This window comes from Rhizobium sp. SG741 (assembly GCF_012275435.1).
GTDB lineage: Bacteria > Pseudomonadota > Alphaproteobacteria > Rhizobiales > Rhizobiaceae > Rhizobium > Rhizobium lusitanum.
Genome location: NZ_JAAZQP010000004.1, coordinates 440,518 through 454,740 on the forward strand (window position 1 = coordinate 440,518; position 14,223 = coordinate 454,740).

Annotated in this window: 14 protein-coding genes; 7 read left to right on the plus strand and 7 right to left on the minus strand. The window is 61.1% G+C overall.

From position 1 onward, the window contains the following. Window positions 1–31 precede the first annotated feature (31 nt). Window positions 32–958: a pseudouridine-5'-phosphate glycosidase gene (locus FHT29_RS13695; RefSeq protein ID WP_037202385.1), complete on the plus strand. Its 927-nt coding sequence runs from the start codon at window positions 32–34 to the stop codon at window positions 956–958. A 22-nt stretch (window positions 959–980) separates the two neighbouring features. Here FHT29_RS13695 and trpS read toward each other — a convergent pair whose 3' ends face one another. Together trpS and FHT29_RS13705 are read right to left on the minus strand one after the other, a co-directional pair. Next, on the minus strand, window positions 981–2,000 hold the full coding sequence (gene trpS / locus FHT29_RS13700) for a tryptophan--tRNA ligase (protein ID WP_047556590.1): 1,020 nt from the start codon (window positions 1,998–2,000) through the stop codon (window positions 981–983). A gap of 237 nt (window positions 2,001–2,237) precedes the next feature. Continuing rightward, window positions 2,238–4,853, minus strand: a complete 2,616-nt coding sequence (locus FHT29_RS13705) for a PAS domain-containing sensor histidine kinase (RefSeq protein ID WP_047556587.1) — start codon at window positions 4,851–4,853, stop codon at window positions 2,238–2,240. Window positions 4,854–5,143: 290 nt separating this feature from the next. On the opposite strand from FHT29_RS13705, the gene FHT29_RS13710 reads away from it, so the two are divergent. Then, entirely contained in the window at window positions 5,144–6,082 is a 939-nt protein-coding gene (locus tag FHT29_RS13710; protein WP_037202389.1) for a flagellar biosynthetic protein FliO, read from the plus strand. A gap of 98 nt (window positions 6,083–6,180) precedes the next feature. Here FHT29_RS13710 and dksA read toward each other — a convergent pair whose 3' ends face one another. Continuing rightward, entirely contained in the window at window positions 6,181–6,600 is a 420-nt protein-coding gene (gene dksA, locus FHT29_RS13715) for an RNA polymerase-binding protein DksA (protein ID WP_034504792.1), read from the minus strand. Between the two features lie 289 nt (window positions 6,601–6,889). Between dksA and FHT29_RS13720 the strand changes: the two genes are divergently transcribed. The 4 genes from FHT29_RS13720 to FHT29_RS13735 all read left to right on the plus strand — a co-directional run bounded on the left by FHT29_RS13720 (window position 6,890) and on the right by FHT29_RS13735 (window position 10,732). After that, window positions 6,890–7,381: a histidine phosphatase family protein gene (locus tag FHT29_RS13720; RefSeq protein ID WP_047556586.1), complete on the plus strand. Its 492-nt coding sequence runs from the start codon at window positions 6,890–6,892 to the stop codon at window positions 7,379–7,381. A gap of 125 nt (window positions 7,382–7,506) precedes the next feature. Then, window positions 7,507–8,982: a YcjX family protein gene (locus FHT29_RS13725; RefSeq protein WP_037202392.1), complete on the plus strand. Its 1,476-nt coding sequence runs from the start codon at window positions 7,507–7,509 to the stop codon at window positions 8,980–8,982. Then, window positions 8,979–10,076, plus strand: a complete 1,098-nt coding sequence (locus FHT29_RS13730; RefSeq protein WP_168599752.1) for a TIGR01620 family protein — start codon at window positions 8,979–8,981, stop codon at window positions 10,074–10,076. The genes FHT29_RS13725 and FHT29_RS13730 overlap by 4 nt, the downstream gene beginning before the upstream one ends. Window positions 10,077–10,180: 104 nt before the next feature. After that, the gene (locus tag FHT29_RS13735) at window positions 10,181–10,732 is read left to right on the plus strand and encodes a hypothetical protein (RefSeq protein WP_037202395.1); all 552 of its coding nucleotides are present in this window, start codon (window positions 10,181–10,183) and stop codon (window positions 10,730–10,732) included. Window positions 10,733–10,795: 63 nt separating this feature from the next. On the opposite strand, the gene folK is transcribed toward FHT29_RS13735, so the two are convergent. From folK to folP, 3 genes are all read right to left on the minus strand, one after another. Beyond that, window positions 10,796–11,314, minus strand: a complete 519-nt coding sequence (folK, locus tag FHT29_RS13740; protein ID WP_037202396.1) for a 2-amino-4-hydroxy-6-hydroxymethyldihydropteridine diphosphokinase — start codon at window positions 11,312–11,314, stop codon at window positions 10,796–10,798. Beyond that, entirely contained in the window at window positions 11,307–11,678 is a 372-nt protein-coding gene (folB, locus tag FHT29_RS13745) for a dihydroneopterin aldolase (RefSeq protein WP_034504785.1), read from the minus strand. The genes folK and folB overlap by 8 nt, the downstream gene beginning before the upstream one ends. A 61-nt stretch (window positions 11,679–11,739) precedes the next feature. Then, on the minus strand, window positions 11,740–12,597 hold the full coding sequence (gene folP / locus FHT29_RS13750; protein ID WP_173410871.1) for a dihydropteroate synthase: 858 nt from the start codon (window positions 12,595–12,597) through the stop codon (window positions 11,740–11,742). Window positions 12,598–12,700: 103 nt separating this feature from the next. Here folP and FHT29_RS13755 point away from each other — a divergent pair, with 103 nt between their 5' ends. After that, on the plus strand, window positions 12,701–13,321 hold the full coding sequence (locus FHT29_RS13755; RefSeq protein ID WP_047556582.1) for a DUF922 domain-containing protein: 621 nt from the start codon (window positions 12,701–12,703) through the stop codon (window positions 13,319–13,321). A gap of 458 nt (window positions 13,322–13,779) precedes the next feature. Here the strand turns inward: FHT29_RS13755 and FHT29_RS13760 are convergent, their stop codons facing one another. After that, entirely contained in the window at window positions 13,780–14,100 is a 321-nt protein-coding gene (locus FHT29_RS13760) for a 2Fe-2S iron-sulfur cluster-binding protein (protein ID WP_037202401.1), read from the minus strand. Window positions 14,101–14,223 lie beyond the last annotated feature (123 nt).

Here is a 14,223-nt window from a genome sequence, read left to right on the forward strand (position 1 = left end):
CCTCTACCGTTTCAGTCAATTGGACACGACCATGACCAAGCCTATCTCGCCACTGCTTCCGATCTCCTATTCGAAGGAAGTCGCTGCGGCAAAGCTGCGCGGCGCGCCGCTCGTCGCGCTGGAATCGACCATCATCACCCATGGCATGCCCTACCCCGGCAATATCGAGATGGCCCGCAGCGTCGAGGCGATCATCCGGCAGGAAGGCGCAGTGCCGGCAACCATCGCCGTCATCCACGGCGTTTTGCATATCGGCCTTGAGCCGGAAGAGTTGCAGGCGCTCGCCAAGACCGAAGCCGCCATGAAGGTGTCGCGCGCCGATCTCGCCTTCGCGATCGCCGAGCGCCGCACCGGTGCGACCACGGTCGCCGCCACGATGATCGCCGCCGCCCGCGCCGGCATCAAGGTTTTCGCCACTGGCGGCATCGGCGGCGTGCATCGCGGCGCGGAGGAAAGCTTCGATATCTCGGCCGACCTCGAAGAACTTTCCCGCACCGGCGTCATCGTCGTCTGCGCCGGCGCCAAGGCGATCCTCGATATTCCGAAGACGCTGGAAGTGCTGGAAACCCGCGGCGTGCCCGTCGTCACCTATGACAGCGCGGAATTCCCGGCCTTCTGGTCGCGCTCCTCCGGCCTGCCGAGCCCGCTGACGCTGAACAGCCCCGCGGCAATCGCCAACTTCCAGACCACCCGCGAACAGCTCGGCATCGATGGCGGCATGTTGATCGCCAATCCGGTGCCGGAAGCCGACGAAATTCCGCGCGAGGAAATGGAAATCTACATCCAGCGCGCCCTCGACAGCGCCGAACGCGACGAAATCACCGGCAAGGCGGTCACCCCGTACCTGCTCGGCACCATCTTCGACATCACCGACGGTCGCAGCTTGAAGACCAACATCGCGCTTGTCGAAAACAATGCGCGGCTTGCCGCCGAAATCGCCGTCGCCCTGGCGGAATAACAAACGGAACCTCGCAGCCGCCCTACGTCAATGTGAACAGACCAAGGGCGGCTCGCAATTCAGCGAGGGTCGACTCCGTCCGCTCCCTTGCCTTCAGCGTGCCCTCCCGCAATATCCCCATTACATAGTCCGGTTCGCTGGCAATCCGGGCGCGACGCTCGCGGATCGGCGCAAGCAGCGCCTGTAAAAAGCCGTCCAGATGTTTCTTCAGGGTGACGTCGCCCAACCCACCCTGCCGATATCGCGCCTTCAGCTCGTCCACGAATTGCCGATCGTCGCAGAAGGCGTCCAGATAGGTAAAGACGACATTGCCCTCGATCCTTCCAGGATCGCTAACGCGTATGTGGTCGGGATCGGTATACATGCGCCGTACGGCATCGCGAATATGGTCCGGCGAAGCCGAGAGCGGGATGCCGTTGCCCTGCGACTTGCTCATCTTTGCCTTTCCGTCGACGCCCGGCAGGCGACCGACGGTCGGCACCATGGCCTCCGCCTCGACAAGGATATCGCGGCCGACCTGCCGGTTGAGGCGGCGGACGATCTCGTTGGTCTGTTCTATCAGAGGCGCCTGATCCTCGCCGACGGGCACGACCGTTGCCTTGAAGGCGGTGATATCGGCCGCCTGGGCCACGGGATAGCAGAGGAAGCCGGCGGGTATATCGCGCTCGAAGCCGCGAAGCTGGATTTCCGTCTTGATCGTCGGGTTGCGCTCCAGGCGGCCGACCGTGACGAAATTCATATAGAGCAGCGTCAGTTCCGCCAGCGCAGGCAGCGCGGATTGCACGCAGATCGCCGTCTCTACGGGATCGATGCCGACGGCGAGATAATCGAGGGCGACTTCGAGAACGTTGCGACGGACCTTCTCCGGATCGTGGGCATTGTCGGTCAGCGCCTGTGTATCCGCCAGCAGCAAGAACTGCCTATGGCTGCGCTGGAGCGCGACGCGACTCTTCAGCGATCCGACATAATGGCCGAGATGGAGCGGCCCTGTGGTCCGGTCGCCCGTCAGGATGACGGGGCGGGTATCGATAGAGGAAGACATTTTTTGCTCCGCAAAAGGAGCCGCCGTAGTCGGGAAGGAAAACTGAAATGACGATGCCTACCGGATCACGGCGGCAAAGGTCGATTTCAAGACATGACGACTGCCGCTCCTAGAGGGAGCGCCACCACATACGGAAAATTGGCTTGGCAGGATCGATCATGCGCAGTTGATATCACTCATGCGCCGGCATCGGCAATATCGGCGGAGAAAAATCGCTCCGAATGGAAAATACCCCGCCTATCGGTCCAGCGTTTCCCGCACGACGACCGCGAGCTGCTTCAGCGAGAACGGCTTCGGCAGGAAGCCGAACTGCGCGTCGGCCGGCAGATTGCGGGCGAAGGCATCCTCTGCATAGCCCGAGACGAAGATGAACTTCATATCCGGATATTTCTTGCGCAACTCGCGCAGCAGCGTCGGACCGTCCATCTCAGGCATGACGACATCGGAGACGACAACATCCACCTGACCATCGAGCTCGTCCAGGATCTCCATTGCTTCGACGCCGGAGCCCGCCTCGTAGACGGTGTAGCCGCGTGTCTCCAGCATGCGCTTGCCGCCACGGCGCACTGCCTCCTCGTCCTCGACCAGCAACACGACGGCAGACTTGCCGGTAAGATCCGCCGGCTCTTCGCTCTGCCCCATCGCTGCAACGCTCTGATCCATTGCCGTGACGCCGCGGCTTTCCGACACCTTTTCTTCCGTCACGACCGACGGGTCGACCATATGACGCGGCAGGAAGATGCGGAAGGTCGTTCCCTTGCCGACTTCCGATTCCGGATGGATGTAACCGCCGGACTGCTTGATGATGCCATAGACCATCGCGAGGCCGAGACCCGTGCCCTTGCCCACTTCCTTCGTCGTGAAGAAGGGCTCGAAAATCTTGTCCATGATTTCAGGCGCAATACCCGTGCCGGTATCGTTGACCTCGACGAGAACCATGTCCTCATGCGGCAGATAGGCGTAATTGAAGGCGCTTACATCCGCCGCCAAAAGATTGCGGGTGCGCAGCGTCAGCGTACCGCCGCCCGGCATGGCGTCGCGCGCATTGACGCAGAGGTTGATGAGCACCTGCTCGAACTGCGACAGATCGGTTTTGACAGGCCAGAGGTCGCGGCCGTAATCGACATCCAGCTTGACATGCGTGCCCGACAAGAGCCTGTCCACCAGCATGCGCAGGTCGCCGATCACGTCGGTCAGGTTGAGGATCGTCGGCCGCATGGTCTGCTTGCGGGAGAAGGCCAACAGCTGCCGGACCAGCACGGCCGCTCGATTGGCGTTGCGCTTGATTTCCATCAGATCCGCAAAGCTGGCGTCGGAAGGCCGCGCCTGCAGCAGCAGATGGTCGGAAGACAGCAGGATCGCCGTCAGCACGTTGTTGAAATCATGCGCGATGCCGCCGGCAAGCGTTCCCACGGCGTTGAGCTTCTGCGTCTGGGCCATTTGCGTTTCGAGCGCCTTCTGCTCGGTCACTTCGACCGCATAGACGATGGCGGCCTCTTCCGGGGCTTCGTCGGTCTGGTCGATCACGGCGTTGATATAGAAGCGGAAATGCCGCGTGTCGTCCTTCGGATTGCGGGAATCGATCGGCGGAATGTCACCCTGTCGGTCCTTGGCGGCCGCCAGCGCCCGGCGCAGCTGAGCCCGGTCGTTGTCGTTGACGACAGTCTCAAGTGCAGCGCCGCGCTCGATATCGTCGCGCGATACGAGATCCGAGAAGAGCTTCAGGAAGGGCGCGTTGGTGCGCAGAATGCGACCCTCGCCATCGACCGAAGCGATTGCCATCGGGGTATTGTTGAAGAAGCGGCTGAAGCGCATCGCCGCCGCCGAAGCCGATTGCTCGGTGCCGCCGCCGTTCTGTCGCGTCAGCACGATCGTCCGGCTTTCGCCGGGGGCGCCGTCGCGCATGGATGTCACGCTGTGGACGATCTGCACCGGCAGGCTCTGGCCGTTGGCACGGCGCAGATCGAGATCGAGCGTCACCGTCTTCTTCAGTCCCGGCTCCGCCTGCACGGATTGGATCAGCGCCAGCCCCTCGCCGGCAACGAGATCGCCTATCGTCGTCGAGCCCGGCACGAATTTCGTGAGGTCCAGACCCAGCCATTCGGCAAGCGTCGCATTGAGATAGAAGATCTCGCCCTTGCGTCCGGCCGAGAAGAAGCCGGCCGGCGCGTGGTCGAGATAGTCGATCGCGTTCTGCAGCTCCTTGAAGAAACGTTCCTGATCGTCGCGTTCGGAGGTGATGTCGGTGATCTGCCAGATATGCAGGGCCTTGCCGCGCCCCGGTTCCGGCGGCAGCATGCGCGCCTTCAGGCGATACCAATGAGCATCGTTGCCGCTTCCATCCCCTGGGCCAAGAGGCTTCATCAGACGGAATTCTTCCGATCCCTCCTTCGCTTCGCGCAGACCGTTTGCGAGGCGATACAGTGCCTCGTTGGATTCCCGGTTGCGCGACAGCAGCGTCTCGAGCGACTGCACCTCCGTCGCCTTGGCGGCGCCCGTCAGGCGTCCATAGGCCGCATTGGCATAGATGATGCGGCCTTTTTCGTCGGTGATCAGCGTGCCGTCGGGCTGGCTGTTGAGGAATGAGCGCGCCAGACTATCGGACTGGGGCTGCGGCATGACCTCGACGAAACCGATGATCGACGACACCAGGAAGAAGATGCCGACCATGGCGAGGATGCCGAGGCCGCCGAGCACGGCCTCATTGTCGAGCTGGCTCTTGAAGACGACAAAGGCGGCCGCGGCCGCGACGAGGACGAGCGCAAGCAGGATGATGCGCAGCGCGGTGCCCGAACGAACCCCACGATCCACCAGCGGCACGCTATACTCGTCGGACGGACGATGCTTCGTCATAGACCCCTCGTCTTCGCCTTCCCCTTGCGACATGTCGTGAACGTTACGGATCGCAGGAGTCGGACCTTTCGATTCCTTCTTTATCAACTTGCGTCACCCGCAAAAAGCTTTGCAGGCTCAGAAAGGCTTGAATTCACAGGCAAGAGCACGGAACATCAGGCAATGCCATCTTGTCTCCGGCACAATCCTGTTCATATGATCACCTCATATGAAGGCCAATGTCACGGCGGCGGCCCTGCGGTTGCTGCGCAAAGGCCGCGCTATCGGGGATAAATACGGAGTATCTCGACATGTTGGACGAAATCGCCGGAGCCTACGGCAGCCGCTTCTTCCTCGCAGTCGGCGGAGTTGGCATCGCTCTTCTCCTGCTGATCGGCATTCTCTGGATTCTGCGCCACCGAGCGCCCTCGCCTTTCGTGCGTGGTGGCAAGAACCGCCAACCGCGCCTGCAGGTGCTGGATGCGGCCGCTGTTGATGCCCGCCGCCGACTCGTTCTTGTCCGTCGCGACGGCATTGAACACCTTATCATGATCGGCGGGCCGACCGATATCGTCATCGAATCCGGGATCTCAGATCCAACGCGGACAGGAACACCGACACCGACATCGATACCAACGCCCACGCCGGTCGAAATCCCCTTCGCGTACGAAAACCGACCGGAACCGTCACAGAAAGCCGCCGAACTCGATACCCTCCCCGCCGCATTTTCGCAGCTCCCTCGATCGACCGGGGACAAGACCGACGCCTATCTGCGCACTGAACCGGCTGTCGCCGCTGCGCCGGAGCCCGCACCGCGTCAGGTCGAACGGCCTCAGCCTATCGTCACGCCGCCGCAGCGCGCATCCCAGCCCGTGACCGCGCTGACCGAGACGGAAGCCGCCGACATCTTGGAAGCCGCTCGCCATATGGTCCTGCCGCAACAACCGGCACGCGCGGCGGCCGTCGAGCCGACGGTCGCCGCACCGTCTCCCGCCGAACCTGCCAATGAATTTCAACGCGTGCTGGAAGCGGAAATGTCAAAGAATTTGACTGCCGAGCGGATCATTCCGAACGTGCAGCAGCCCCGCCAGGTTCAGCAACAGCCGGCCGCCGCATCCGCCCCGGTACAGGCTCCTGGTCCCGCACAGCGCATCGATCCCGAACTCGCCCCGATAACCGGAGCAGACAGCGCCCTGCAAAAGGAGGTTGCACGCATTTTCGGCGAGATGAGCGTCAGCCGCGACAAGTAAGACGCAGTCGCGCGACTGCGTCGCCAAATGAAAAAGGCACGACGGAAATATTCGTCGTGCCTTCAGTTTTTCAATATCGGCCGAAACCGGCTGTGCAACTACTCGTCGCGATAGACCTTCTCGCGGCGCTCGTGACGCTCCTGCGCTTCGATCGACAGTGTGGCAATCGGACGGGCATCCAACCGCTTGAGGCCGATCGGTTCGCCGGTCTCTTCACAGTAGCCGTAAGTGCCGTCTTCGATGCGCTGCAATGCAGCGTCGATTTTGGAAATAAGCTTACGCTGGCGATCACGAGCCCGGAGTTCGATGGCTCTATCTGTTTCCGAGGAAGCCCGGTCGGCCAGATCGGGATGGTTTGCGCTTTCTTCTGCCAGGTGATCCAGCGTCTCGCGCGCTTCTCTCAGGATATCATTTTTCCAGGCTACCAGCTTCGCTCTAAAATAGGCCCGCTGATTTACATTCATGAACTCCTCGTCCTCCGAGGGCACATAACTGCTAAGATCGATCTTCTCACTCAACGCGATTCTCCTGAAGAACATCTCATATTGCGGGGTGTATATCCCAACCAATAGTATCGATTCAAGCCAAATAGATGCTGTCAACTGATTTTTAAATTTGTCATAAAATTCAGCTAAGGGTCTATTTTTTCATCATATATTTGCAACGGACCGAATCCGGCCCAACCGTAACCTTCGCGTGAATAAGCGCCAAACGCGGATCTGGCGGAGCTGGCGGATCTGGGAGCAGTTGACTGTATGTGGGATCAGACGTTACCTCGTTGATGAAATCGAGCTCTGGAATTTCGCCATGACCAACATCTCGCCACCGCCTTCCCGGATCTATCTCTTGCGTCATGCGGCGGCTCAACAAGCCGCGCCGGGTCAGCGGGATTTCGATCGCCCTCTTACCGACGACGGCTTTGCCGCGGCCGAGATTGTCGCGGACAAGGCGGCTGACAAACACTACGAGCCGGACCTGATCATTTCCTCGACCGCCCTGCGGTGTCGGCAGACTGCTGACGCCATGCGCCGCGTCGTCAGCCCATCCACCGAATTCCGCTTTGTCGATGCTCTCTACAACGGCACGTTGGAAATCTACCTCTCGCTCATAGCATCGCAAACCGACCAGGAATCCGTGATGCTGGTGGCGCACAATCCGACCATCGAGCAGACGCTGGAATCCCTGATCGGTCATGAAGCCTTGGTTGGCGCGCTTCCTCGCGGCTTTCCAACCGCCGGCCTGGCGGTTGTCGACTCGACATCGACAGGCTGGGTGCTTGCGGACTTTGTCACCGAGTAGCGATATCTGCTGATGCCAGCAAGCGCTCCAGCCTTGGCCGGAACGCCCGCCGATATAACGTTGCCTTTTCGGCTTGAGTTTCGCTTCCTATATTCACGGTCACGCTGTCATTCAGAGATCCCGCCTTGCCGCCAAGCCTGACCTCCTTCACCGACGACGCCCTGATCGCCTTTGATAATCTTGCTGATCGCGCGGCCGGCCTCGTCAACCCGACAATTCGCCTCGGTGTCACCGGCCTTTCCCGTTCGGGCAAGACCGTGTTCATCTCCTCCCTGGTACACAATCTGTTGAATGGCGGCCGCCTGCCGCTGTTCGAGGCGGTGCAATCGGGTCGCGTCTCCGCAGTGCGCCTCGAACCGCAACCTGATGATGCCGTGCCGCGTTTTCAATACGAGGACCACATTCGCGCGCTGGTGAAAGAGCGGATTTGGCCGGATTCGACACGCGCGATCTCGGAGCTGCGCATTACCCTGGACTATCAAAGCGCCAGCGGCTGGAATCGACTGTTCTCTCCCGGGCGCCTTTCCATCGACATCGTCGACTACCCCGGCGAATGGCTGCTCGACCTACCACTGCTCGGCAAGGATTTCCGCACCTTCAGCGGGGACACGCTGGCTTTGACCGCGACCGGCATCCGCGCCGAGCTGTCACGCGCCTGGCTGGCGATAACAGAAAATGCGGATATTGCGGCGCCTGCGGACGAAATGAAGGCGCGCGACCTTGCAACGGCTTTTGCCGATTACCTCAAGGCCTGCAAATCCGACGAGCGTTCGCTGTCGACGCTGCCGCCGGGCCGCTTTCTGCTGCCTGGCGATCTGGACGGTTCGCCGGCGCTCACTTTCGCGCCGCTGAAGCTTCCGGCTGAGGGCAACGCCCCAAAAGGCTCGCTCTGGGCGATGATGGAGCGCCGCTACGAGGCCTACAAATCCGTGGTGGTCAAACCCTTCTTTCGCGAGCATTTTGCCCGTCTAGACCGCCAGATCGTTCTCGTAGATGCCTTGCAGGCCATCAATCGCGGTCCAGAAGCGGTGCAGGATCTCGAGCGCGCGCTGACGGATGTGCTGGCCTGCTTCCGTCCTGGCGCCAATTCCTTCTTTTCCGCGCTCATCGGCCGCCGCATCGATCGCGTGCTGGTCGCCGCCACCAAGGCCGACCATCTCCATCACGAAAGCCATGACCGGCTGGAGGCACTGACCCGCCGCCTCGTGGAGCGTGCCGTCGAACGCATCGGCATGGCCGGTGCCGGCATCGAGGTCATGGCCATCGCCTCCGTGCGCGCCACCCGCGAGGCGACCGTGACGCGCGACGGACAGACGCTTCCCGTCATCGTCGGCACGCCGATGGACAAGGAAACGATCGCCGGCGAAATCTTTGACGGCAATCGCAAGACGGCAGTATTCCCGGGCGATCTGCCGGAAAATCCCCGCTGGCTGTTCGAAGCCCTTGAATCGGATGGGGCAAAGGTCCATCTGCCCGAGGTGAACGTCGTGCGCTTCCGCCCGCCGGAGCTGGATGAAACCGGTAGCGGCATCAAGCTTTCGGTGCCGCATATCCGCCTCGATCGCGCCATGCAGTTCCTGTTCGGAGACCGTCTCGCATGACGAAACCGACCGCAAACGAACCAAGCGGCCCCGCCCGCCGTCCGGCCGCCTTTTCGCTGGAGCCGGACATTTCCAGAAGCGATGCGAATGCCGCAGCCGGTTCGGAATCGCTGCGTCGCAAGCCGCAAAGCTTCGACACCGAGATCGTCCTGACACCGGACGAGGAAGACCCTTTCATCAACCCTGCCCTCGGTTCGGCACTGACCGAAAACGCCGTTGCCAGGCCACGCCGCCGTGGGTTTTCCTTCGGCAAGGTGGCGCTGAGCGCACTCGGCATCCTGGTGTCGCTCGCCTTCGGCCTCTGGACGGATCAGCTCATCCGCGACCTGTTCAGCCGCGCCGACTGGCTCGGCTATACGGCGCTCGCAACGGTCGCCGTCGGCATTCTCGCCGTCCTTGCCATCGTTGTCAGGGAAACCGCCGGCATGATGCGGCTCGCGGCCGTGCAGACCATCAAGGCGGAAGCGGAAGCCGCGATCGTCGATACACGCCCGGCGCGCGCCAAGGCGCTGGTAAAGCGTCTTTGCACTCTTCTCGAAGCCAATCCGGAAACAGCACGAGGCCGCGCCACGCTGAAAGCCGCCGAGGACGACATCATCGATGCGCCGCACTTGATCGACCTCGCGGAGCGCGAGCTGCTCGGACCGCTCGACCGTCGCGCCCGAGCGCTGATTCTCGGCGCCTCGAAGCGGGTCTCGGTCGTGACAGCCGTCAGTCCGCGCGCCCTTGTCGACATTCTCTTCGTTCTCTACGAGGCGGCAAAGCTGGTGCGGGCCATGGCCGAGCTCTATGGCGGTAGGCCCGGTACGCTCGGCATGCTCAGGTTGATGCGCGATGTGCTTGCCCATCTCGCCGTCACCGGCTCGATCGCAGTCGGCGACGGCATCGTCCAGCAGCTGATCGGCCACGGCCTGGCATCGAAGCTTTCGGCGCGGTTAGGCGAAGGCGTCGTCAACGGCATGATGACGGCGCGGATCGGAATTGCAGCCATGGATCTCTGCCGGCCATTGTCCTTCAAGGCGCTCAAGCGGCCTGGCATTGCCGACTTCGCCGGCGATCTCACGCCGAGTGTGACGGGCCGCAAGACGACATGAATGCCCGTAAATCCGGCTTTGCAAGGCGCAGGAAACCAAGCATTAACCATTCTCGGGCAAAAGTGGGAACCAGATTTACGGTCCCGCCTCGCTAAGGAATGTCCATGTTTTCGCGTCAATTTCTTCTTGTAAGCGGCCTTGCCGCCGCGACCCTCTCCACAGGTGCTTGGGTTCATTCGGCTGACGCGGCTCCCCGCGACAAGGCCTTTTTCCAATCGGTCGCTGGCTCCTGGAGCGGTCCGGGCGAAATCGTCGCCGGCAAATACAAGGGAACGAAATTCACCTGCGCCCTCACGGGCAAGGCGCTCGACAGCAGCAATGCCGGCGTCAAGCTCGATGGCACCTGCCGCGTCGGCGTCTTCCAGCAGCCGATGTCGGCCGAGATCACCCAGAGCGGCGGTAGTTACACCGGAAAATTTCTGGACGGAGCCGCCGGCAAGGGTCTGGATGTGACGTCCGGTACGGTCAATGACGGTACGGTCGTGCTCGGTCTGAACCGCCAGAAGCTCAATGGCGCCATGATCGCCCGCGTGACGAACGACAAGTTGATGAACGTCACGATTTCGGTAAAGGTTGGCGAACAGATGGTTCCGGTCATCGGCGTCACGCTGAAGCGCGCCGACATCGACCAGATGGCGGTCGGATCGATCCAATAATTCCAGGCATCAAGCCATATTGATAGCGGCCGGCATCTTTCGCCGGCCGTTTTGCATTCCCTGTCAGGCCGATTGCCACCAATCGCGGCTTTCGTCCGCGACCTCGATCCCCTCGACATCGACCTCACGCAGCCAGTCCTTGATCGCGCGTCCTTTGACCGTCAGATCGGCGGCGAAATCGGCAAGCGGCATGAGGACGAAACCGCGCTCGGTCATGCGGGGATGAGGAATGCTGAGCAGCGGCTCGGCACGCTCCAGCTCGCCATAGGTCAGGATATCGATATCGATCGTCCGCGGCCCCCAGCGTTCGATCCGAACCCTTTTCATGTCGCGCTCTATACCCAGGCAAACCTCTAGCAGCGCTTCCGGCGCAAGCGTCGTATCGACGGCGGCGCAGGAATTATAGAAGAAGGATTGATCCGTCTTGCCCCAAGGCGGCGTCCTATAGAGCCGGGAGACCGAAACCACCTGGCAATCGGCCCGCGAATCAAGCGTCCGCAAGGCAAGCGCCATCGCGTGCTTGGGATTATCCAGGTTGCCGCCCAGGCCGAGCGTTGCGCGCACGGCTCCGTTCTCAGGCAAAATGCTCAACGCTCACCTGTACGTAATCGAGAACGCCCGGAACCGGAGCATTGGGTTTGCGCACCGTAATCTTCGCCCTGCGGATGCTCGGAAAACGCCGGCACAGCTCCTTCGCCACATCGAGCGCCAGCGCCTCGATCAGATAGCGCCGGCGTCCCGTGACAATTTCCTCGATGACGCTGAATGCGATGCCGTAGTTGACGGTATCGTTGATCGAATCTCGCTCCAGCGCGTCGCCGGCTTCGACGTCGAGTTCGGCGTCGACAAAGAAACGCTGACCGAGGAATTCCTCCTCGTCATGCACGCCGTGGCGGGCAAAGAACGCACAATTCTGAAGAGTGATGGTGTAGGTGATAACGCTCATGACGTCCCTCCGTTTCGAACAGACACGACGGCGTCCGAAAACCGCTCCCTATGGTCCGGGATCATGCTTTAAGTCTCGCGCGCGTCCCGAGGATAGCATCCGCGACCGCCAACGCGTCCCTGTTGATTGCGACATTATGTACGCGGAATAGGGCTGCTCCCTGCAAGCGCAATATCGCATTCGCCGCAGCCGTCCCGACATCCCGATCCGGTGCGTCGCGTCCGGTAATAGCGCCGACAAATCGCTTGCGCGAGGTGCCCACCAAAAGAGGCAGCTCGAATCGAAGCAATGCATTGAAACGCGCCATCAATTCCAGATTCTCCTCCGTGTGCTCCTTGGCAAAGCCAAAGCCGGGATCCAGCACGATATTCTGCCGGCTCACGCCGGCCGCAGCGGCGATGTCGAGCGAGCGACTGAGGAACAACATCTGATCATCGATCACGTCGGGCAGCTTCTGCCGGTCGCGACCGGTATGCATGATGCAAAGCCCGGCGCCTGTCTGCGCCGCCAGAGCCGCGATCTCCGGCTCGCGTTGCAGGCCGAAAACATCGTTGACGATATGCGCGCCGGCTCCAACCGCCAGTCGCGCCGTGTCGGCCCGATAGGTGTCGACCGATATCAACGCATCCGTCTTGCTTCGGAGCGCCTCGATGACGGGCAGCACCCGCCCCTGCTCTTCGCTGGCGCTGACGGCATCACCGCCGGGCTTCGTCGATTCGCCGCCGATGTCGATAATCGCGGCGCCATCCTCGACGCAGGCGAGCGCATGCGCAACCGCGGTATCGACGGCCTCATAGTGCCCGCCATCGGAGAAGGAATCCGGCGTCACATTGACGATAGCCATGATGACGCTCTGTTTGCCGACATCGAGGCTGCGCCCATGCGCGACATGCCAGCTTTGACTGCGAAGCTCTGCCACCAACCATCCCATCCCATTGAAATGAAAAAACCTTGCGCTTGATATTGCGCTCACAGTGGCTATGCCGCAAGGTTCGCCGAAGTTCAACATGGTAGCAACATGAATGCCGTTTGCGTCCCAGAAGATCCGTGTTTCGCTTGCGCTGTTGCTTGCGTGCTGCGTGCCCGGCATGGCCGACGCGGAGGTGATCGCCCGTAAATCCGTCTCCTATTTCGATATCAAGGGAAAGAGCGCGGACGAGCTTGACGCGGCGTTGAACGAGCACGGACCGCTCGCGATGGGCTCCAGCAGCCATCATCCCGGCGCGACAAGGATTCGCTTCGGTGGCAGCGCGACCTACAGCGAGACGAATGGCCGCTGTTATATTTCCGGCGTGAAAGTTACTGTCGATACTGAAATCATCCTGCCCCGCTGGCGTGACCGGCGCCGTGCAAGCAAGCGGCTTTCCATGATCTGGGATACTCTGCAGGCCGATATTCGCCGTCATGAGGATCGGCATGTCGAAATCGCACGCGAGCACGCGCGCCAGATGGAGAGGGCGATCCTTTCCCTGCCGTCGGCAGGCAGCTGCGACGCGCTTCAGGAAAAGGCAAACGAGGTGACGTCGCGAGAAACCGACCGACACGACGCCGATCAGGCGCGATTCGACCGCATCGAAGCAATCAATTTCCAGAACCGCATACAAAGACTGCTGTATTATCGCGGCCGGCAAAGCGGCCAGTGACTGGACGCAACAATGTTCATTTCGGACAAACAGCGGCCGGATCGCAGCCTACTGTGTGAAAAGAGCCACTATATCTGTGAATCGTCCGCCCGCGCCGCTCTTTGAACTTTACGAGAATCTGAAATAGGTTTTTCCTGTGGAACGTAGAGATGATCGCACCGGATGATTCGAAAATTCTGGGCGGGATCTCTGATGGATCGATTGGATTGCCTGCGCTGGCGGGTTCGTTCGCTCTCCTGCGCAGTCTGGGTTTGCCTTTTAAAGCATGCGCTACGTGTTCTCCTGGCGCGTCCTCAAGCCGCAGGTGTTTCCTCCCTTGCCTGTCGGTGATGCGCCCGCCTCGCCTCGCTCGCTGAAACTAGCAGAGCGGGGCTTCTTTTTGGAGCGAACCTTCGGATTTTACATCCGACAGTCCGGCATGATCGCGGCAGCCAAAAAAACACTGGCTGCAGGACGTTCTAGGCCTGGCGTTCGGGAACGTGGACGACAAGCCCGTCAAGGGCGCCCTTCATCTTGATCTGACAGGAGAGGCGCGAATTGGGACGGACGTCGAAAGCGAAATCCAGCATGTCTTCTTCCATCGCCTCGGGACTGCCGACCCTTTCGGTCCATTCCTCGTCGACATAGACATGACAGGTGGCACAGGCACACGCACCGCCGCATTCCGCCTCGATGCCGGGCACCGAGTTGCGAACGGCATTTTCCATCACGGTGGAGCCCTCGTCGACATTGAGGTCAAAGCGCGTGCCGTCGAAGGCGACGATGGTCAATTTTGTCATTTAAGTGAATTCCGAAATCGTGAGTGAAGGATCGTTCGGAATTTTACTTCCAACAAATCGTTGGGGCAGTCAACATTTGCGCCACCGAAACGGTTTCACCCGTTTGGCGGCGCAATGCCTGAA